Annotated in this window: 13 protein-coding genes and 1 tRNA gene; 5 read left to right on the top strand and 9 right to left on the bottom strand. The window is 41.7% G+C overall.

Going from position 1 to position 20,486, the window contains the following annotated elements:
- Positions 1 to 54 precede the first annotated feature (54 nt).
- The gene (locus RM368_RS11385; RefSeq protein WP_322694166.1) at positions 55 to 1,485 is read right to left on the bottom strand and encodes a DUF4335 domain-containing protein; all 1,431 of its coding nucleotides are present in this window, start codon (positions 1,483 to 1,485) and stop codon (positions 55 to 57) included.
- Positions 1,482 to 2,108: a DUF3038 domain-containing protein gene (locus RM368_RS11380; protein WP_322675299.1), complete on the bottom strand. Its 627-nt coding sequence runs from the start codon at positions 2,106 to 2,108 to the stop codon at positions 1,482 to 1,484. Before RM368_RS11380 ends, RM368_RS11385 begins: the two co-directional genes overlap by 4 nt.
- Positions 2,109 to 2,681: 573 nt before the next feature.
- Here RM368_RS11380 and RM368_RS11375 point away from each other — a divergent pair.
- Positions 2,682 to 3,200 carry an adenine phosphoribosyltransferase gene (locus tag RM368_RS11375; RefSeq protein ID WP_322694165.1) on the top strand — a complete coding sequence of 173 codons (519 nt, stop codon included), beginning with the start codon at positions 2,682 to 2,684 and terminating at the stop codon, positions 3,198 to 3,200.
- 113 nt (positions 3,201 to 3,313) lie between these two features.
- Entirely contained in the window at positions 3,314 to 4,360 is a 1,047-nt protein-coding gene (locus RM368_RS11370; RefSeq protein WP_322675301.1) for an ABC transporter permease, read from the top strand.
- Between the two features lie 258 nt (positions 4,361 to 4,618).
- Here RM368_RS11370 and RM368_RS11365 read toward each other — a convergent pair.
- The 3 genes from RM368_RS11365 to RM368_RS11355 form a co-directional block, all read right to left on the bottom strand.
- Positions 4,619 to 4,689 (bottom strand) — tRNA-Gly (locus RM368_RS11365).
- A 50-nt stretch (positions 4,690 to 4,739) separates the two neighbouring features.
- Positions 4,740 to 5,987, bottom strand: a complete 1,248-nt coding sequence (locus RM368_RS11360; RefSeq protein ID WP_322694164.1) for a hypothetical protein — start codon at positions 5,985 to 5,987, stop codon at positions 4,740 to 4,742.
- 68 nt (positions 5,988 to 6,055) lie between these two features.
- Positions 6,056 to 9,586: a response regulator gene (locus tag RM368_RS11355; RefSeq protein WP_322694163.1), complete on the bottom strand. Its 3,531-nt coding sequence runs from the start codon at positions 9,584 to 9,586 to the stop codon at positions 6,056 to 6,058.
- A gap of 1,215 nt (positions 9,587 to 10,801) precedes the next feature.
- On the opposite strand from RM368_RS11355, the gene RM368_RS11350 reads away from it, so the two are divergent.
- Together RM368_RS11350 and RM368_RS11345 are read left to right on the top strand one after the other, a co-directional pair.
- Positions 10,802 to 11,440, top strand: a complete 639-nt coding sequence (locus RM368_RS11350) for a GNAT family N-acetyltransferase (protein WP_416212229.1) — start codon at positions 10,802 to 10,804, stop codon at positions 11,438 to 11,440.
- 1,049 nt (positions 11,441 to 12,489) lie between these two features.
- A complete protein-coding gene (locus tag RM368_RS11345; protein WP_194043947.1) occupies positions 12,490 to 13,044 on the top strand; it encodes a hypothetical protein in 555 nt (184 codons plus the stop codon).
- Between the two features lie 8 nt (positions 13,045 to 13,052).
- Here RM368_RS11345 and RM368_RS11340 read toward each other — a convergent pair whose 3' ends face one another.
- The 4 genes from RM368_RS11340 to RM368_RS11325 form a co-directional block, all read right to left on the bottom strand.
- The gene (locus RM368_RS11340) at positions 13,053 to 14,201 is read right to left on the bottom strand and encodes a histidinol-phosphate transaminase (RefSeq protein WP_322694185.1); all 1,149 of its coding nucleotides are present in this window, start codon (positions 14,199 to 14,201) and stop codon (positions 13,053 to 13,055) included.
- A gap of 105 nt (positions 14,202 to 14,306) precedes the next feature.
- Positions 14,307 to 14,942, bottom strand: coding sequence for a YqiA/YcfP family alpha/beta fold hydrolase (locus tag RM368_RS11335; protein WP_322694162.1), 636 nt, complete (start codon positions 14,940 to 14,942; stop codon positions 14,307 to 14,309).
- Between the two features lie 87 nt (positions 14,943 to 15,029).
- Positions 15,030 to 16,406: a glutathione-disulfide reductase gene (gor, locus tag RM368_RS11330; RefSeq protein ID WP_322694161.1), complete on the bottom strand. Its 1,377-nt coding sequence runs from the start codon at positions 16,404 to 16,406 to the stop codon at positions 15,030 to 15,032.
- Between the two features lie 332 nt (positions 16,407 to 16,738).
- On the bottom strand, positions 16,739 to 18,487 hold the full coding sequence (locus RM368_RS11325; protein ID WP_322694160.1) for a FecR domain-containing protein: 1,749 nt from the start codon (positions 18,485 to 18,487) through the stop codon (positions 16,739 to 16,741).
- Between the two features lie 679 nt (positions 18,488 to 19,166).
- Between RM368_RS11325 and RM368_RS11320 the strand changes: the two genes are divergently transcribed.
- Complete coding sequence (locus tag RM368_RS11320) at positions 19,167 to 20,483, top strand: hypothetical protein (protein ID WP_322694184.1); 1,317 nt, start codon at positions 19,167 to 19,169, stop codon at positions 20,481 to 20,483.
- Positions 20,484 to 20,486: the final 3 nt, after the last annotated feature.

Genomic DNA, 20,486 nt, shown 5'->3' with positions numbered 1-20,486 from the left:
CCCAATTATCAATGCCCAATGCCCAATGCCCCATATTCCATGCCCAATGCCCAATTACTGATATCCCTTCCAAGGAGTGACTTCCAGCTTGCCGTTAGGCTTGAATATCACTTGGAAATGGGCTAGAGGTTCTTTGTTATTGGGAGCAGCTACATTAGAACCATAAATGTCGTTAAACATCTTAGGAAGAGGTGTTTCTCGGAAATAATCAAAGGCGACTTGATTGAGTGGTTCGTAGTCAGCAATTACACCATCTTTGTTGACTGCTACTCGATATTTTAAATCTCGCGTAAAGGTAGGAGTGCCATTCCAGTTTTGACGAACTGTATTATAAAGCTTTTGATTTAAACCTTTAGTGATATTAGAGTCAGTAATTTTTGCACCGACTACCTCTGGTGTTTTAGCATATCCTCGCCAAGGGCTAACTTGCAGCACACCATTTGTAGTAAACACTATTCGGAATTGGGCGATTGGTTCATTAGAAATGGGAGCGCGGTTGGCAGGATTATAAAGTAGGTTAGGCAGAGGAGTTTGCCCGACTTCTTGATTGGCTTCTTTATTCACCGCTTTATAACCAACGATCGCTCCATCCGCAGCTACACCCAAACGATAGATCAAATCCTGTTGCAATCCTGAACGCTTAGTCCAAGCTGGATGAACTTGGTTATACACTTGACGATTCAATGCACGCAACTGGGATGGATCGGTAATTTCTGGAACTGTATTTAAAAGTGCTTCTAAATCTTTAACTACTGGCTTTTCATTGGCTGTGGGTGGTGTCGTTGGTGTTGCAGCCTCGATCGGTGTTGCAGCTGCTGATGCTGGAGGATTAAGGTTGTTTGTTGTAGAGCTAGATTGTTCATCTGGCTTAGGCTGCGGTGGACGAATTTGGGGAGGTGGAATCAAGTTAAATGCGATCGCTGCTACTGCTAAACTTGATACTCCTATAGCCGCAGGAACAGCCTGCCTAATTACAGCCTGACTAGCACCGCCATAGCGTCTAGTAACTGGTTGTAGTTCTAAGGATAATTCTGGCAAAGTCTGAGTATCAGCAAAAAATTGATCCACTGCTTCTACTAAATCAAACAACTGTACCGTATTCAAATCTATTTCAATCGGCGGACGTTTAGAATTATTAGAGCGATCGAACCCCTCTGGAGCATTCTCTGAATGTATGATTAACCTGTGGCGGGTGCCGTCAATTTTTTGAAACTCTACTAGCTCCGATTCCTGGTTGTGTGCTTGCGGATTGGGTACAGTACTCAGAAATTCTTGAGCATAACCACTAACAGCCCTCACCAAACTTTCAAAAAATTCTCGCCCTCCCGTTAAAGGTTGATTGTAACCAGATAAATAGCATTCTGCATTTACCAATATTGATAATTCTGGGCGCATTTCCTGAAACTGTGCAGCCCTAGTGACATCACTTAACCCTTCTAAAAGAAGAGTACAATTAGGTAGACTGTATTTACGTTGAATATTCATTCCACTTCACCGTCAAAAAGACTAATCCAGAACCGCTGCATTCCAGCAGTACCAGTACAAAATAGTAATTGTCCTAACAAATTTATTGCTAGCGCATCTAATTTTTCATCAGAAGTTAATGCTAGTACACCAGAACGTCGAGCATTCATCCGGCTTTTAAAATGCGCTCTAAACCGCTCTAAATAATTAGATAGCCGCAAATTCTGTTCTAATGGAATCTGTTTTTCTTCCATTTGTTGACATATCATTAATAACTGACGGATGACAACAGTTAAACGCCGTGCTATATAGCAAGCAATGACCACCAAAGCTTTTGCTTCCATAATAGTTAAAGGACGGCGTATGTGCGCTCTTCGTAGCGGGTTAGAGCTACGCATCCGCCATAAATTCACCCTGTCTTTAACAATTCCTTTAAGATCCAACTCTTGAGCAAAAGCCAGGATTGCTTCCGAACCACCAAGCTCTAAAGCTTCAATTGCCAGTAAAATCAGGTCAATTTGCAGCCTGGTTCTCCGAGGACACGTTTTGGAAGCGATCGCAGGATCTGGTAAAGTGTCCAGAATCATCGGCAGTGAGTCTTGGGTTGGACTGTTGAACGGCGTTAAACTTGCTGAAACATTCATTCTATAAATACCTTGTGCGGTTCCAACAGACTAGATAAAACAAATTTAAGATCGGTAGCCAAGACTTGAGCCTTAGACTTGTGGCAGTAGCATGACTACCTGATATATACATTACTTAACTCTTTCTACTCAAAGTTTTCCCTATATTGAAATCAAAATTTTAAAACATAACTAAATTCACCTCATTTCTTAGTGAAATACCTTTTATAGCTTGGTTTAGATTCTAATTATCGTCAATGAAGAGCGAAGCTTCAGCTTTTATCCCCACTTGACCCCCAGCGTATGACATTATAGTGTACGATTTTTCAGGTATCTGAAATTGGGCATTGGGCATTGGGCAAAACAGTGTTGAGTGCTAAGTGCTGAGTTCAGAGTTAAAAGTTAAGAGTTATTCTCCCCTCTCCCCCACTCAGCACTCGAAACTCGGAACTCAGTATTCTTGAGGGGCATTGAACATTGGGCATTTGTCAATAATCAATAGTTCTTCTTCCCCTGCTTCCCTTGCTCCCTCACTTACCCACTCTCCATGCCCCATGCCCCATCCCCCATGCCCCATTCCCTAATCCCTATTTTATGGATTTAAAGTCTCTCGTTCGTAACATTCCAGATTTCCCGAAACCCGGAATTTTATTTCGGGATATTACTACGTTACTGCGCGACCCAGAGGGACTGCGCTACACTATTGACTTTTTAGCACAAAAATGCGATGAAGCTGGAATAACTGTTGATTATGTCATTGGTATGGAGTCGAGAGGATTCATTTTTGGTTCGCCTCTAGCTTATAAATTAGGAGCTGGTTTTATTCCCATCCGCAAAAAAGGGAAGTTACCAGCAGCCGTTCACTCAATTGAATATCAACTAGAGTATGGTACAGATTGCCTAGAAGTGCATCAAGACGCTTTACACCAAGGTAGCCGAGTTTTGATTGTCGACGACTTGATTGCCACAGGTGGGACAGCGAGTGCCACAGCTAAATTGGTGCAGAAAATTGGCTGCGAACTAGTAGGATTTGGGTTTATTATCGAGCTACGGGATTTACAAGGGCGTACACATTTACCGGACGTGCCGATTATCTCTTTAATTGAATATTAGTCATTAGTCATTGGTCATTAGTCATTAGTCAATAGAAAAACAACAGACAAATGACGAAGGACAAAGGACAAATGACAAATGACAAAAGACAAAAGACAAAGGACAAAATATAAATGACATCTACGAAAATTTCCTTGGAGACAGGTCGGGATTGGCTAATCAGGCTAGTCACGAGCGAAACTTTTGTTTATGTGGCAAAGCGACTATTGCAGGCACTGCTAACTTTGTTGTTGGCGTCAGCGTTGTCGTTTTTCATCATTCAACTCGCTCCCGGTGATTATGTAGATACGCTGCGGCAAAATCCGAAGATATCTCCTGAAAGAATTGAGGAAATCAAACGGCAGTTTGGTCTAGATAAGTCTTGGCCAGAGCAGTTTGGGCTGTGGCTATGGCGAATCTTGACCAAAGGGGATTTTGGCACGAGTTTTATTTATCAACGTTCAGTGGCATCGCTGTTGTGGGAACGAGTACCAGCGACTTTGCTATTAGCGATCGCATCTTTAATTGTTACATGGGCGATCGCCATCCCTCTAGGGATCTTTGCCGCTGTCAAACAAAATAGGCCAGCAGACCGGATTTTACAAGTGATTAGTTACGCAGGACAAGGCTTTCCTAGTTTCATCACTGCCTTAGCGCTGCTGGTTTTAGCTCAAATCACCTCACCATTTTTTCCAGTGGGTAGCATGACTAGCATCAATCACTCAGAACTGTCGTGGTTTGGCAGAATCTTAGATATCGGCTGGCACATGATTTTACCCACCATCGCACTCTCAATTACTAGTTTTGCGGGTTTGCAACGCATCACTCGCGGCGAACTATTAGATGTCCTGCGTCAAGATTACATCCAAACGGCTCGTGCCAAAGGTTTACCAGAAAACCGCGTCATCTATGTTCATGCACTCCGCAACGCTATAAATCCCTTAATTACTTTATTAGGTTTTGAATTAGCTGGTTTATTAAATGGTGCCTTCATCGCCGAATTTTTCTTCAACTGGCCTGGTTTAGGGAGATTGGCTTTACAGGCTTTACAAGCTCAAGATTTATATTTATTAATGGCAAGCTTGGTTATGGGCGCAGTACTTCTGATTGTTGGCAATTTAATCGCCGACTTGATGCTCAAAGCAGCCGACCCACGCATTCGCCTAGAAAATCTTAATTAGCAGCAATTATAAAATTCAAAAAATCAAAACTTCTTGGGCGTTTTCCAGAGTCTTGTCAACTATAAAACAACAAAGAGATAGCCAGAGTGCGGATGTTGTTGAAGAAAGTGTTGCTTATTCCTCATCCTAGAATTTGGCTATTCTCAGTTTCAAGCTATTTCTGTACGCTGCAAAAAACTGTGAATTGCTGTTTAACTAATTATTTTACTAAGATTTAGACTTAGGTTTTTGCACTCGTGTATTTAAGAGTTTTTTCTAAGCGGGCGGCGGGAATCGAACCCGCATTAATAGCTTGGAAGGCTATAGTTTTACCACTAAACTACGCCCGCAATTTTCCAACTTTATAAGTCTAACACAGTTTTTGTAAAAATTCAAGCATTTAGTTGGAATTTGCGGGTTGCATTTTGATCCTGACATACAAATTGCTCAATTCTGGTTTTGTGCCATCGTTATTGTGGGCAGCAAGAAAGTTTTCTGTTTTGAAAACTTCCCTCAAGACTTGCTCGTATGTACTTTTTTCACTTTGCAGTTTTGCTGGTTCTATTTCTAGAACTACAGCCTGTTGAAAGTTGCCATTCTGATCGATTATCAAGCTAGCCAAAAGTTGTGCTGGTTCGAGTTCCGAATTGGGGACAAGAAAACTTGGGTCTAATTGTTTTGTGTTGCTTCCCTTGTATAAAGCGATAACATCGGGTAAAGCATCTTGTCGGAATCCTTTTGATTGTATCAAGCTAATCACTTCATTTCTAGATAAGGGAGCTACTATTGCTACCGATGCTCCTCCAGTCGAAGTTGCTGGAGTTTCTCTAGTGGAAGGCGCTGGAGTTTCTCCAGTCGAAGTTGCTGGAGTTTCTCTAGTGGAAGGCGCTGGAGTTTCTCTAGTCGAAGGCGCTGGAGTTTCTCTATTTTCAGGTTCTAAAACTGGTCGATTTGATGGAATACCTGTTGGTAGTTGCGTTCCCTTTCCCAGTTTAATTTCTTGACGACGCTTCCAAGGTAAATTACCGACTGGAAATGTAGGTGTCGGCGTGGCTTTAGCTATAGGTGTCGGTGTCGGTGTGGCTTTAGCTATAGGTGTCGGCGTCGGTGTGGCTTTAGCTATAGGTGTCGGCGTGGCTTTAGCTATAGGTGTCGGTGTGGCTTTAGCTATAGGTTTCGGTGTGGCTTTAGCTATAGGTTTCGGTGTTGGCGTGGGGACTATCTGCTGTCTAGAAGGTTCCCTATTAGGTTGAGAGGCGTAAATTCGGCTCTTTTTCTGGAGATTTTCAGAAGCATTTATTGCGCCAATATCTTCATTTTTAGGCGCAGTTCGTGCTGTTTGTGATGAACGTGCTGGTACAGACTTTTGACTAGAGGATAGTGGCTTTGACGAAACTATTTTGGCTGTTGATTTTGATTTTATTGATGTTGTTTTAGGAGCAATTTCTATCAATTCAACGGGAACAGCAGATTGATTTTGCTGGGGAAACCACAGACTAAATGCATTAGATGAGCGCATCAGCCAGAACACCAGCAAGTGCAGAGAGACTGAACTGACAACGACAAAAATCCACAAACCTGGTGGATCGGTGTGTCGTCTCCAGACCTTGGCTGGAATTGGAGTTTTGTCTGCAACCGATGGTGTCATATTATATAAACTGGATATGATTATGCACTTTTACTCATTGGTAATGCTTTAAAATACCAGTCTAAATTTTAGCGATTAACCATTACCTCTGGTGAAACAGCAAAAGTCAAAACTGTTTCATCTACTCCTTTAAGTTCTAGCGGACTCCCTTTAGTAATTTCTCCTTCTTGCAAATAATCTGCTACGGCAGCAGAAACCAGAATCGTACCGGGAACAGCGGCAGCTTGCAACCTTGCGGCAATATTGACACTTGGGCCAATAGCAGTATAATCGGCGCGTTCAGCGCTACCAAACATCCCCACAACAGCAGTACCTTGGTGAATACCACACCGGAACTGTACACTAGTAAGTTTGTCGCTATCGAATACACCTTGCTCTCGCCAGCGCTGGTTCAAGTCAGCCAGTGAGTGGTGCATTGCTCTTGCTGTATTAATAGCACGACGCACTTGTTCGTTCGGGGTTAGTTCTTCCGGCGCTCCATATAAAGCTAAGATAGCATCTCCCATAAATTTATCTACAGTGCCGCCATTGCTAAAGACAACTTTGGTCATTGCTTCTAAATATTCATTTAGCAGCTCTGCAACTCGTCGGGATCTGAGAGTATTTGCTAGCTGTGTAAAACCCACAATGTCGCTAAACAAAACTGTAATTAAGCGTGGTTCTGGGCGTAAATCTAACGTTAAATCTCCGGTTGCGGCTTTTTGCACCAATACAGCAGGCAAAAAGCGCTTTAGCACCGATTCTGTTAGATAAGTATTTAACTCCACAATTCGCCGTTCATTTTCTTTCAACGCTAGAAGATTGCGAACTTCCGCCAAAAGTTCCCGATCGTTGAATGGTTTTGCTAAATAAGCGTCCGCGCCATGTTCTGTACCTTCGATGCGGGTTTCTTCATCTACTTTCGCTGTCAGCAGAATGATTGGTGTTCCTTTCAACGTCTCCTCATTGCGGATCATCTGAATCATCTCAAGTCCGCTCACTAATGGCATCATTAAGTCAGTCACAATCAAGCTGGGTAGAATTTCCTTCGCTCGACTGTGCCCTTCATGACCGTTACGAGCTGTCTGTACATGATAGCCATTACGGCGGAAAATTTCAGATACATAGGTTCGCAAATCAGGGTTGTCATCTACAACTAAAATTGAGTGCTGAGTCTTATGTGCTGAGTCTTGAGTATCAACACTGGGGGAGAGGTTTATTGTAATATCTTCAATATTGTCTGTTGTTGACTCTACTAGTTCTAAATCAGCTAATTCTACGCTAGCGCGGTTTGTATTCAGTTCGGTAGGCGTTTCTAGTACTTGCTGTGCGTGTAAATGAGCATTTCCAGTCACCAGCCATAAACTAAAAGTAGTACCTTCACCATAAACTGATTCCACAGTGACTTGACCACCATGTAATTCTACTAATTCTTTAACTAAAGCTAAACCCAAACCACTGCCTTCATAGGAGCGGTTTGCTGAACCTTCAGCTTGGCGAAAGCGCTCAAATAGGTGGGGAATTTGTTCTTTAACAATACCAATTCCAGTATCTTGCACTTGTAATATGCAGCGATCGCGCTCAGATTTTAGCCTGACACCGATCGTGCCACCTTCGGGAGTAAACTTCATGGCATTTGACAAGAGGTTATAAACCACCTTGTCAAATTTTTCCATGTCCAAGTACACCGTCGAACATTCATCTAATTGGGTGACGAGATGCAGTCTCTTTTTCTCACAATAGGGACGAAAAGATTCCACTATTTGGCTGACAAATTCGACCAAATCGCAGGGATGGAAGCTAGGCTGCATTCTCCCAGCATTCAGGCGTTGTAAATCCAGGAGTTGATTTACCAGTCGCAGGAGGCGGCGGGAGTTACGCAGGGCGATCGCACTTTGAGAGTAAGATAATCCCTCACCAGCCGCTACTGCCGACTCTAAAGGCCCTTGAATCAAGGTAATCGGTGTGCGGAACTCATGGGAAATATTTTGAAAAAATTCAGTTTTTTGTTTGTCTAATTCCAGTAAGCGTTCAGCTTGTTGGCGAGTTTTTTGATATAAGTGTGACTGCTGCACAGCGATCGCGGCTTGCGCTGCTACTGCTTTCGCCAAATCGATATCAGATGGCAACCATTGGCGTATTTTTTTGCCTTCGTGCAAAGTAATACTACCGATACATTTACCATCAGCCAATAATGGCACAAACATTAGCGATCGCGCTGGCATTTTTAAAGGTAAATCAAGACCCCACACATCTGAAGGAGAATGGCTTACATTAGCAATTACCACAGGTTCATGTGTCTGTAGCATTTGTTGGAGAATGGGATTTTCCTGAATCGATGCTTGAGAATAGGGTAATCTCTGGTTTGATAAGTGATGATTGCTACTTGAATTATTATCTGGGGCTGGCGCTCTGAAATTTTCTAGATGTTGAAAACTATCATACAAGCCCACACATTCAACAAACTTATCTTCCTCTGTCCACAAAGACAAGACGCACCCATCAACTTGTAAAGCTTGTCCCAATTGTTGCGTAATAGCCGCAAAAATATCTTGAGGATCTAAGCTAGAGCGAATCGCGCTAGTAATTGTATTAATCAAGCTCTCTCGCTTGGCAAGGGCACGTACTTGTTCGTAAGCATAAGCTTGAGACAAAGCCAAGGCTGCCTGATCTGCTACCATCAAAACTAACTGCACCTCATCATCGCTCCAGAAGCGAGGAACAGAACACTGGTGCAGTGCTAGCACTGCCATCAGTTCTTGTTGGCAGATCAATGGCACAACTAAACTAGAACAAATCTTAGCAGCAGCAAAAGCTTGCCCCCGCTCACGCAGTTCGGGAGTGTTACCGTGAATGCGCTCATCATCAATCACATCGTGAATCACTTGAACTTCGCGGGTTTCCCACACTGTCTGAGCCAAAAGAGGCAGAGGAGTTGCAGAGGATATAGCGGGCAGAGGGGAAAGACTTACTGCCACTTCCCCTTTGCTCTCCTGCACCTCTGCCTCTTCAGAAAGCGGCTTCTGATAAATAAACCCTTTATCCGCCAACTGCTCATCTTGGAAGGGACGTAGCAGACAAACATCCACCTCCAACATTTCACCCACTGTATCTACAATTGCTTGCAAAATTTGTCTGTAGTCTAAAGCACTGCGAATCGTATTGGTAACAGTGTTCAGCAGCGATTCTTGACGGAGTGTGCGGGTAAGTTCGCGGGTTCTAGCTTTGAGGACATTGTGGGTATCCAAAGCTTGGCGTACCACTGCTTTGAGTTCCTCCGCCTCCCACGGTTTAGTGACATATTTAAATACCTTACCAGCGTTGATTGCTTCCACCAAGTCTTCGACATCGGTGTAGCCAGTTAAAATTATCCGAATAATATCTGGATATTGAGTTGCTGTCAGGCTCAAAAATTCTGTACCGCTCATCATTGGCATCCGCTGATCGGAGATGATCACCGCGATCTCTCCCTCTTGAGCCAGCAGATCGAGGGCCGCAGGGCCAGAGGTTGCCCTTAGCACCTTATAATCACGATAAAAAGTGCGGTAAAGCAAGTCAAGGTTGTCTGGTTCATCATCGACAACCAAAATTTTAGGCTTACTGTTTGCTTGGGATTTCATGCACCGCTTTCCTGCTGCAACGGCAGTCGGATAAAGAATAATCTGATCAGGTAAGGATTTTTCTGAGTCAGGTAAGAGCAGAGCATTTCGACCAATAGGGCTGTTTGGCTACATGACTGCTGAGTGTAGGAGCGTTTACTCACAGTAATTCGTCTCAATTGCTTGTGCCGATTACCGTTTGCGTTGGTGCAGGGTAATTGCTTTCATTGTCAGTTTTAGTGTTATAGAGTCGACGCTTGCTTGCCAAATCTTTTTTCACCTCCTGTGAGCAATGTCTGATAATACATACAGCGCTCATAGCCAGCAGAAAAATCCAGATAAAGCTGCATATTAAGTTTTCCCTCCACAGTTGTTGTAATAACACTTGCAGGTAAATTTTATTTATGGTAGTCATGGTAGAGTCGGCAAAATTAAAACAATAAGATTTAAAGCCAAAGTATACTATTAGACAAATACCTCTTTCTAATTTAGCAATCAGAACTATCATTAAGACAAGTGGTAGTGGTTGAGGAGTTAGAGATTAGGGATTAGGAAACCTTACAGATTCTTGTCACAGTAACTGTACAGCTTACTTCTAGGACTTAGTAGCAAAGTAGTACCAGTGTGCGGTAACTGCAAAAAACAAGTTCAGTACTGTAACCAAGGGTAGTTTGAAACCAGAGTTTGCCAATAGTGTACTTACTTAACAATTTTGGAGATGCTGCTTACAGATAAGTTATGCTATTCCTCTGCCCACTTGCTGAAGGCTCTATCACTTTAGAGATGTTTTGTGGTAATCAGTTTGATATTCTGCCTACCTAAAAGAAGGTATGCAATGAATATACTGAGTTTAAATAGATTTATGAAGTTGTAACTCCTAACAGGATGTTTGAAAAGTCGTAAAGTATACTATAAACCCCTTTCAAAACCTCTCCCCGTCGGCGTCAGCCTGCCGTTAGGCAAGCGGAGAAAGGCTTTGAAACCCCCATTCCCTCGTGAGTGTTGGGGGCTAGGGGGGTTAGGTTTCCAAGGCTTTGATGTGATGAAAAATACTTGTTTATTCATCCTCTAATACTCTTTCAAAAATGCAGGTTATAAAACTCCAAACTAAAATGTAAAATTTGTTTAATCTACAAGAAAAAGCGAATTAGCAATATTGGTTCAGTTAAATCTCCTGGGCAACTCTATAAGTTCTGATTTAGTTTAAATCTTGTTTTAGGATATTTGAGAAAATTTTTGTTGAATAAAATCAATACTAAACTAGCCTTGAAATATCGGTTTTTTCACCCATACCACCAACAGCCAATCGATCCAGCTTCCTACCAATTCCAAATTCGTACAGCTACACCTGCTGATTTGATTGATGTTGCCCAAATTATTACTGAAAGCTTTCACTCCCACAATGGGATATGGGGATGGGCTTTTCCGTTGCTACGTCTGGGTATTTACGAAGACTTAAGGCATCGGATGGCATCACCTGCGCCCCGTCATCTGTGCTTAGTTGCCCTTGAAGTTACTACTGGTGAGGCTAATAACTTAGTAGGGAGTGTGGAAATGGGTGTACGCTACAGTAGTGATTCATGGAGTGAGGTTGGTGTAGGTTTTCCTTACTTATCTAATTTAGCGGTTCACCCAAAATACCGTAGACATGGTGTGGCTTCAGGATTACTTACTAGCTGTGAAAAAGTCTCTCGCGAGTGGGGATTTCAAGACTTATATCTCCATGTTTTAGAAAATAACCATGAAGCACGACAGCTTTATTTCAAGCTGGGATATCGAGTCCATAAAGTCGAATCTAATTGGAATACATTTCTTCTAAGACGCTCAAGCCAGATGTTATTACACAAGCGCCTGAGTGCTGATTCCATTCTCTGAATTTTATTTTGGCAATTCTCAAGTTTTGTATTCCATTCCAATTAATTCAATAAAATCTGTAACTCATAGCGGTAATTAAACACAAACTAAGCTAAACCACGTCTATCTTTAGAACCATAATTATTTTGACTTCGAGAAAGCTCGAAACTCAAGCTAGGACTAGATAATATACTCTTTTTAAGAACTCTAGCTTTTAAAATGAACGGGGTTTAATTATAAATTTAGCCAATATTATCTAAATATCCAGATAAATCTGCTTTGATTTCCAGGATTTACTTCATTTAGCAGTGAAGAGCTAATGATAACGTGAATTCGACAAGTCTTATTTAACCTCTCCCCCAACCCCTCTCCGACACGGAGAGGGGAGCAAAAAGCTGAATTTTTCGTTGCTCCTCCCTTTCCGTTTCGGAGAGGGAGGCTGGGAGGGAGAGGTTCATCGAACTCACGTTAATGATAAAGAACGCTCTTTGAGTTATACTGAGTTTTTCACGCAATCAAATAGGAGTTTTAATTTATTAAAACTAAAACATGTTTGTTAATTTACTTGCTTCTTAAATAGCTTTTGATAATTTTTTCTCAAAAGAATATTTAATTTAAACTTTTTACGAAAAATCCCCTCATCCCTATAAACAAATTATCTTTTTGGTAAATATTTTTAATATTAAAAAATGTTAAACTTAGCTTTTGGGATTTATGGTTAACAAATTTTTGAAAGCTTCAATATAGATGAAAATAGACTATAATCGGAAGATAAGCGAAATCGCGTTGAAAGAAATCATTACTTCCTCATAAAAACTTTGTAATTAATATATTCATCTTTATAAAAACTTTAAGAAAACACTCGTATAGTTTACAGACAAATCTAGTTATATCTCATAAAATATAATCACTCAATTACTGAAACAACGCCCATATCTTGTTATTTTTAGTTGGTTAGATTGGCCAGAAAGGTCTTGATAATAAAAGAATTCAAAAACTTGATTTGATATAACAGCTAGTTCCGTTTTGAAGTGCATACTACAACAACATTCATTAAAAGTTTAAAAAACATGGATAGCGAACAGCATCGACGCTATCAGACCTCTATGGTATCAACTTATTACCCTGAAACTACTTTCCTTGACTCTGTTGTCATGTCAGACGGAACTGAGCAATCGCAAGGCTCGGATATCCTTACACGTTTGCACAGTGGAGAAGTTTTCATCGTCAATAGTCGTAGGCGAAATGGATTAATACTCTTTAAACGCTACCATGCAGAGTTTGCTGGGCCTGGGGCTGCTGTGGGTGGGGATTACGATTGTGATTGCCAAAGGGCACTGCCCATAGGTAATCTTTCTTTATTAACTCCTGAATCTAATGAAGAACGCCAGAAGGCTTACTTGATTAGGCGACAATGGATTCGATTGATCAAACAAATTACAGAAAATCCACTGCCTGGGCAGCGAGTGCAGAAGATTCTCGATCAATTTGAACAATACTTTCCACCAGAAATAGTGGCTCTTTTGCCGGATGTTGCTTTTGCTCTTTTAGTAGGTGTGCTGCCACAAACAGTGGGAGTAGTACGCCGTTTGGGCAGTGAGGTAAATAGCAGGTTTAATTACTAAGTAAATTGCTAAGATGATAAATTTGCCAAAGCAGCTTTTACTTGATTAACGGTGCGGGCGTTTTCTTCTATCGTTCCGACAGTAATTCGTAATCCTCCGCTAATGTGCCGTACAAGAGTGCCGAGTGTTCTAAGTTTCTGGTGGAAAGTTTTTAAAGCAGCTTCTTGTGAATTAAAGCCATTTGGTTTAAGACGCAAGAAAATAAAGTTGGCAGTACTTGGAGTAATTTGTAATTCCGGTTGCTGGGATAAAATTTCGATGAGTTTAGCTCGTTCACTCAAGGTCTGGGGAATTGATTCCAGCAAGAGTGTACGATTTTGTAAACCAACTAAGGCAGCTGCTATGGAAAAACTGGGGAGATTGTAGGGTAAGCGAACTTTTTCTAAAATGGCGATCGCTTCGGGATGGGCAACGCAATAACCAATACGGAGAGATGCCAATCGGAAAGCTTTAGAAAAAGTGCGTAATATTACCCAATTAGTATGCTGTGCTAATTCACCTACTAGGGTAGTTTGACTGAATTCAAAGTAAGCTTCATCAATTACTACTAAAATATGGTGTGGCAAGCTTCTTAACCACGCTAACTCTGCCTCAGTTAAGCTGTTAGCAGTCGGCGAATTGGGATGAACTACGAAAACTACGCGAATCGGAGGATTTTGAGTTTGTTCGATCGCAGACTGTGCGGCGCTTATGTCAATTTCAAAATTTGTTTCATTTCTCCCCACCGCCACTACAGGAATGCCCAAAGTTTGCGCCAAAATCCCGTACATCGAGAAAGTGGGATTGGCAACGAGAATTGACCCTTCTCCTCCTAAACAGGTGGCGATTAATAAAGAGCGGATTAGTTCATCTGAACCATTACCAACAGAAATATTGGCACCAGTAAATAAGGATGATGAGAGGTCGGCTGACTGATTAACGTACTGTGCGATCGCATCCTTAAGTGTTTCATGTCCGCCATCAGGATAACGATTTGTTTCAATTACTTGCTGATAAGTCCACGCTAGCTTCTCTTTTAACTCAGGAGGTAAATCGTAGGGGCTTTCATTTGTATCTAACCGATCGAACTGTGTGGCAACAGAATTGGCTGTATCGCTGCTAGGATGAGGTTTATAGGCACTGAATTGGGCTAAATCTGACCGGATGAAGGGAAGCATAGTTTTAGTCATTAGTCATTAGTCATTAGTCATTGGTCATTAGTGACTAACAAAGCACAAATGACTAAGGACATTATTTATGTGTGAGTTTAATATTTTACAACTTCAAGGTAATTGGCAAAAGAGGCGAATTGCCTGCCAAATTTCTTCCATAACATTACCCAAAGCGTGATCGCTGTCGAGTTCAACTAACTCCACCCAAGGACGGGAACACGCAAAGTCGCGACTAGCTTCTATCGGAATGACTTCATCCTTTTTTCCGTGCAAAATTAGCGTGGGGATAGGACGTTGCAAAAGCTTTTCTTGGTATTGGGCAGCATCTGTAACGAAATCGTAACTTAAAGGAATTAATTGCTGCTCCCCATAGTGGTAGACCATGATATATTTTTCTTGCTGCCAACGCTGTACTTCTTCATCTCCTAGCTTGGGCAACCAATGAGATAAAAACCTAAAAGCTGGTGCTAGCAAAACTAAGCGTTGCACTTGCAAATTTTTTTGTCCCAGGTGAGCAGCGGTCAAACCACCCAAACTTGAGCCAATGAGTGTTACTAGTGTAGAGTGATTGCTGAATTCTGCGGCAACTTGAGTGAGCTGACGAGTGATTGTTAATTGGGAAAAATCGCCAGCATTGAGATCGGGAATTTTCAGCTTTGTCTGAATTTGGGTAAAGCGATCGCCTATATCCCGCGCTTTGGCAGATTTAGGACTAGAAGCAAATCCGTGAAGATATATGTAGTCCAAGAGTGTTAATAGTTAGGAGTGAGAAGTTATAAATTTTAAGTTTTAAGTTATGAGTTTATTTTTTCAACTCATAACCCATAACTCTTATTACCGCAATGTGACAAATTCCTCTGCGGATGAGGGATGGATACCCACAGTAGCATCAAAGTCTTTTTTAGTTGCGCCCATCTTGACTGCGATCGCCACACCTTGGATAATCTCAGCGGCACTTTCACCTACCATGTGAGCGCCTAGAACTTTGTCAGTGTTGCCATCAACTACCAACTTCATCATTGTCTTCTCTTGCTTACCAGTCAAACTGTGGTACATAGGGCGAAAGCGAGTACGAAAAATTTTGACGGCATCACCAAGTTTTTCTCGTGCTTCGGCTTCTGTCCAGCCGACTGTTGCGGCTTCTGGGCTAGAAAATATGGCTGTAGGCACAGTTTGGTGACTGAATTCGCGGCGGTTATCCCCAAATTCACTATCAGCAAAGGCACGACCTTCGCCAATAGCCACAGGAGTTAAATTGATTCGGTCGGTGACATCGCCAACAGCAAAAATATTCGGTTGACTAGTTTGACTATATTCATTGACTGCGATCGCATTTGTGGTTGGGTATCCAGGCCCTTCGATAGAACTAGCCACAACATCAATCCCAGCGTTTTCTAAACCTAATCCATCTACATTGGGAGTCCGACCGGTCGCTACTAAAAACACATCGGCAATTAGTGGTTCTTGGTCATCCCCTGATAAAGTCAGTTTCAACCCTTCTGGGACACGTTCAATTGCTTTCACCACATTATTCTTAATCAAACGAATTCCGTGGTTCGTCATACCCTCTTCAATTTCTATGCGGACATCTTCATCAAAACCATTTAAAATCTTTTCACCTCTGGTAATTTGTGTCACCTCAGAACCCAAACCGCGCATAATACAAGCAAATTCCGTGCCGATATAACCAGCGCCAATAATAACGATGTGTTTTGGTTGTTCTTTTAGATGAAAGATTTCGTCGGAGGTAATGCCATGTTCCATGCCTGGTAAATCTGGCTTGATAGGACGCCCACCAACAGCAATTAAAATTTTGTCTGCTGTAACTTTACGTCCATCAACTTCTACAGTGTGGGGGTCTACCAATGTGGCGCGACCAGAAAATAGTTCTACTCCGGCTTTTTCCAAGAAGCTTATGTGCAGTTGCGATAGTCGCCGAACTTCCTTATCTATAGATGTAATGAAATATTCCCAGTCAAACTCAGCATTACCTACTTTCCAGCCATAGCCTGAAGCGTCACTGAACAGTTCGGGAAAGTGAGAGCCATAGACCATGAGTTTTTTGGGAACGCAACCGCGAATCACACAAGTGCCACCAACTAAATCATATTCAGCGATCGCCACTTTTGCGCCGTAGCTAGCCGCTCGTTTGGAAGCCGCCAAACCTCCAGAACCCGCACCAATTACAAACAGGTCGTAATCAAAAGTCATAAGTTTATGTTCTCTTTAGCAACAAGTGAGTTCCTGGGAACTTACACACAGAACCTGATTGAACTATATAAGGATATCCGGTGAACGCTGTGTAAGTCCTGTCCTTGATTTAATCTAGCGTTAGCAGATGCTATATGGTCGTAGGGAATATCACTTTTTGCTTTGGCGGCAGTAAAAGCAGTAGTTAACAGTTGTATAGTTCTGCCCCTAATCGAGCATAAGTCTGTGCTACCGCATTGGAGCAGCTAAGTTCCACAGGAATTAGGCAAAATTACGACAAAACGTACTGTCTTCGCCTTTTGCGTAGCATTTTTTACCCCAATTAGCAATTTTTATGTACTTGGAGAGTCACTTGGAGTTACAGGTGTTACAGGTATTACTGGCGTTGGAGTTACTGGTGTTACGGGTGTTGGAGTTACTGTTGTTGGAGTTACTGTTGTTGGAGTTACTGGTGTTGGAGTGACGGGTGTTACGGGTGTTGGAGTTACTGGAGTTACTGGTGTTACGGGTGTTGGAGTGACAGGTGTTGGAGTTACTGGTGTTACAGGTACTACTGGTATTACAGGTATTACTGGCGTTACGGGTGTTGGAGTTACGGGTGTTGGAGTTACGGGTGTTACGGGTGTCGGAGTGACAGGTATTGGAGTGACAGGTGTTGGATCTGTTGGAGTGACGGGTGTTGGATCTGGTGAGGTTACAGGTGTTGGAGTTACGGGTATTACGGGTATTACAGGTGTTGGATCTGTTGGAGTGACGGGTGTTGGATCTGTTGAGGTTACAGGTGTTGGAGTTACGGGTGTTACGGGTGTTACAGGTGTTGGATCTGTTGGAGTGACGGGTGTTGGATCTGTTGGAGTGATGGGTACTACGGGTGTTACGGGTATTACGGGTGTTGGATCTGTTGAGGTTACAGGTGTTGGAGTGACGGGTATTACGGGTGTTGGATCTGTTGAGGTTACAGGTGTTGGAGTTACGGGTGTTACGGGTGTTACAGGTGTTGGAGTGACGGGTGTTGGATCTGTCGAGGTTACAGGTGTTGGATTTGTTGAGGTGTTGGGTAATTTCTCAGTTGCAGTTGAGGTGTTGGGTAATTTCTCAGTTGCAGTTGAGGTGTTGGGTAATTTCTCAGTTGCAGTTGAGGTGTTGGGTAATTTCTCAGTTGCAGTTGAGGTGTTGGGTAATTTCTCAGTTGCAGTTGAGGTGTTGGGTAATTTCTCAGTTGCAGTTGAGGTGTTAGGTGATTTCTCAGTTGCAGTTGAGGTGTTAGGTGATTTCTCAGTTGCAGTTGAGGTGTTAGGTGATTTCTCAGTTTGGCCAACTGGTGGAGTTAGCTGCACAAAAGAGGGGTTTTCAATTACTCCCTCGCCTTTTATCGGTGCCTGTGCTTTCAAAGCCGCAGCAGTTTCGGCTTGAACACTAGTAATTGCAGGATCGGGCGTAGGCACAGGACTCTGCCTGTTCAAATCAAGTTCCCGAACCATCTGGCTCGTTTCATAAAAATTTCTTAGATCAAAATCATATAATCTTTGAAATTCGCCTTTAATTATAATCACCATTTGTCCTGCTTCCAACACCTGAGTTTGAGAAGCCTTCTTGTTAGAAACTTCAATGCCGCTATTTGTTAGCGCACCTACAATTGTGGTGTCTGTTTGTTGGTCGTAGCGGACAAATAATGCTGAACCACGAATTGCTGCTGCTGCATTTGGTGTTTGTATACGTGTTTGCCCCTTTCCTGGTGGGATGAGCAACAACACAGTCCCATTTGTCAGTTTAAAGTCACGAGTCTTCGGCAAAAATTGAAATAACGCCTGTTCTCCAACTCGTGCCAAAGAGCCATCATTAAAACGCAAATCTGCGAGAGAAGCTCGACCAGTTGACAGCCCGTCTCCAGGGGTCATTGCATCTAATTTGCGTGCAGGACGTTTCTTGAATTTATCTTTGGGTATCAGTTGTACGATGTTGCGGAGATTTTGAATCTCTGCTCGCGTTAGAGGAGTTGTAGCACTTACCCGATTTGGCAAAGGCAGTACTATAAGTCCCCATAAACCAATCACTAATAATGGAAACGATTTATAAAACATAGTTTGAGAAATTTTGACCTTCAACTAATATCATAAAAATTGAATTTTAAGCTAATGCTAATTGTTGTAAGACTTTTTTAGGTAAATTATTTTAAACTTTAATTTAGATTTAATGCATAAAATAGAGAATGATTGAAATAAATGACTCAGATTTGATTTTTGAAAACACTCAGTACACATCTATTGCTTTTTTTCTGTCTACCTGTTTCTTATCTATGTAAGCAAGTTCATGAACCAAATTGGATTACTAATTACTATATGTATTTAGTTGATTTAACTTTTCCTGCTGAAAAGAAAATTGTCTACAATAAATTTTGTAGCATATTTAAAAGTTAGCATTTGATATAAATAATTAAAGCAGAAGTACCTTACATATAATCCTTTATAATCAGTTCAGTTAGAGGATCGTTAATTATGAGGGACAATAATTTTCTAAAAATTTATTGTTAAATTACCCACTAGCTGTATTTCACTAAAATTTAAACAGCAATTTATCGGAGCATCTCAGTTTTACAAAAAAATCTAGGGAAAAATCCGAAAAGCAGTAATTTTAGTTTGTAGTTTCAGTATATACCTACAAAGCTAAAATAGATGCAATCAACTGTATCTTTGTAGTCGGAACTTTCGATACAGCTTGTGGGTCTACATTTGCCAAACGCAATCAATGCGATCTAACCAGATGCGACTCAAGAACTGGAAAAATTTGTTTTTTTGTATTTTGTTAACGTCCAGTGGTGCAAGCTGGTGTTGCATTAGAGTAAATGCGGCAGAATCTGCAATTACAGATGTTTTGCATTCTAATCATTTAGCAACTACACAGTTAACTCATGAGCAGTTATGTCATAAGTTGGAGCAAAAAGCAATTAACTCTTTGTGCAAGCTGTCGAGTGAGTCACATACTTTAGATTCTCGGATGCCGTTAAATCTGGCACAGCAAACACCAGAAACGACTCAAATCCCAGATCAAACCGAAGAACCTATAGATACTCAAAAGCAAAATGAACCGCCACAGCTAGAATCTCCACCAAATAATTTGCCCATATCTCCTTCAGACTCTAAGGAGCAACTATTAAATTTACCTGACAAAGAGTATTCTCAAAGGCGAGAGAGGTTGATAGAACTGCTACGATCGCCAAAACAACCGTTTGAATCTAATAGCGATCGCGAATTGGGGTTACGGGTGCGGTTACGACCCCTAGAACAACAACCCCTTGAACAACAGCTACCACCACCAACAGAACAACCTGTACCTCAGTTTAAACCTATCGGTTATCTACAAGGACGTGTCGGCTACTTCCAAACGAATAACATATTTTCATCAAATGATAGTCCCATAGAAGATGGTTTAATTATTTCTGGACTGACATTAGCCTCTACATATTTTCCTTTAGGATCTAAGACTTTTATAAATGGCTCAATCGATGGCAATCTGATTCGTTATATAAATCAGTCACAATATCATTACAATCAGGTGAGATTCAATCTCAGTCTTTACCAGCAGCTATCCCAACGGATGTATGGAGAAATCAGTTGGAGCAATCAACAGTTATTTTATGCCAACAGCAGCGATCTCCCCAATAGCTTCAAAGCAGGCGATCGCTTTTTAAATGAAAATTCCCTACAGCTATCTTTGGGACGCCGAGATCCCTTAACTTCAAAATTAACCCTAGATAGCTTCTACGAGTTGAGTGTAAATTTTGCCGATCCCCAAAGTCGTAATCGGATAATCAATACCTTTTGGGTATCTCTAAACTACTACTTGCAAAAGCCTCTTCAGGTTGGTATTGACTACCAAATGAGTTTATCAGACTTTACACAGCGCGATCGAGAAGACGAATTTTATCGGCTATTCGGACACTTAAATTACCAAATATCCGATACCATTTATATGAATGTCCAGGCTGGAGTAAGTTTAGGTAGTTCAACCGCCGAAAACATTGATTTTGACGGCTGGTTCTTCAGTATTAATTATGGTTTGCAATTAGGTGGGTTTTGAAAT

The organism is Nostoc sp. DedSLP03 (genome assembly GCF_034530815.1).
GTDB lineage: Bacteria > Cyanobacteriota > Cyanobacteriia > Cyanobacteriales > Nostocaceae > Nostoc.
The sequence above is the reverse complement of the archived record's forward strand: the minus strand, read 5'-3'. Positions and strand labels throughout refer to the sequence as shown.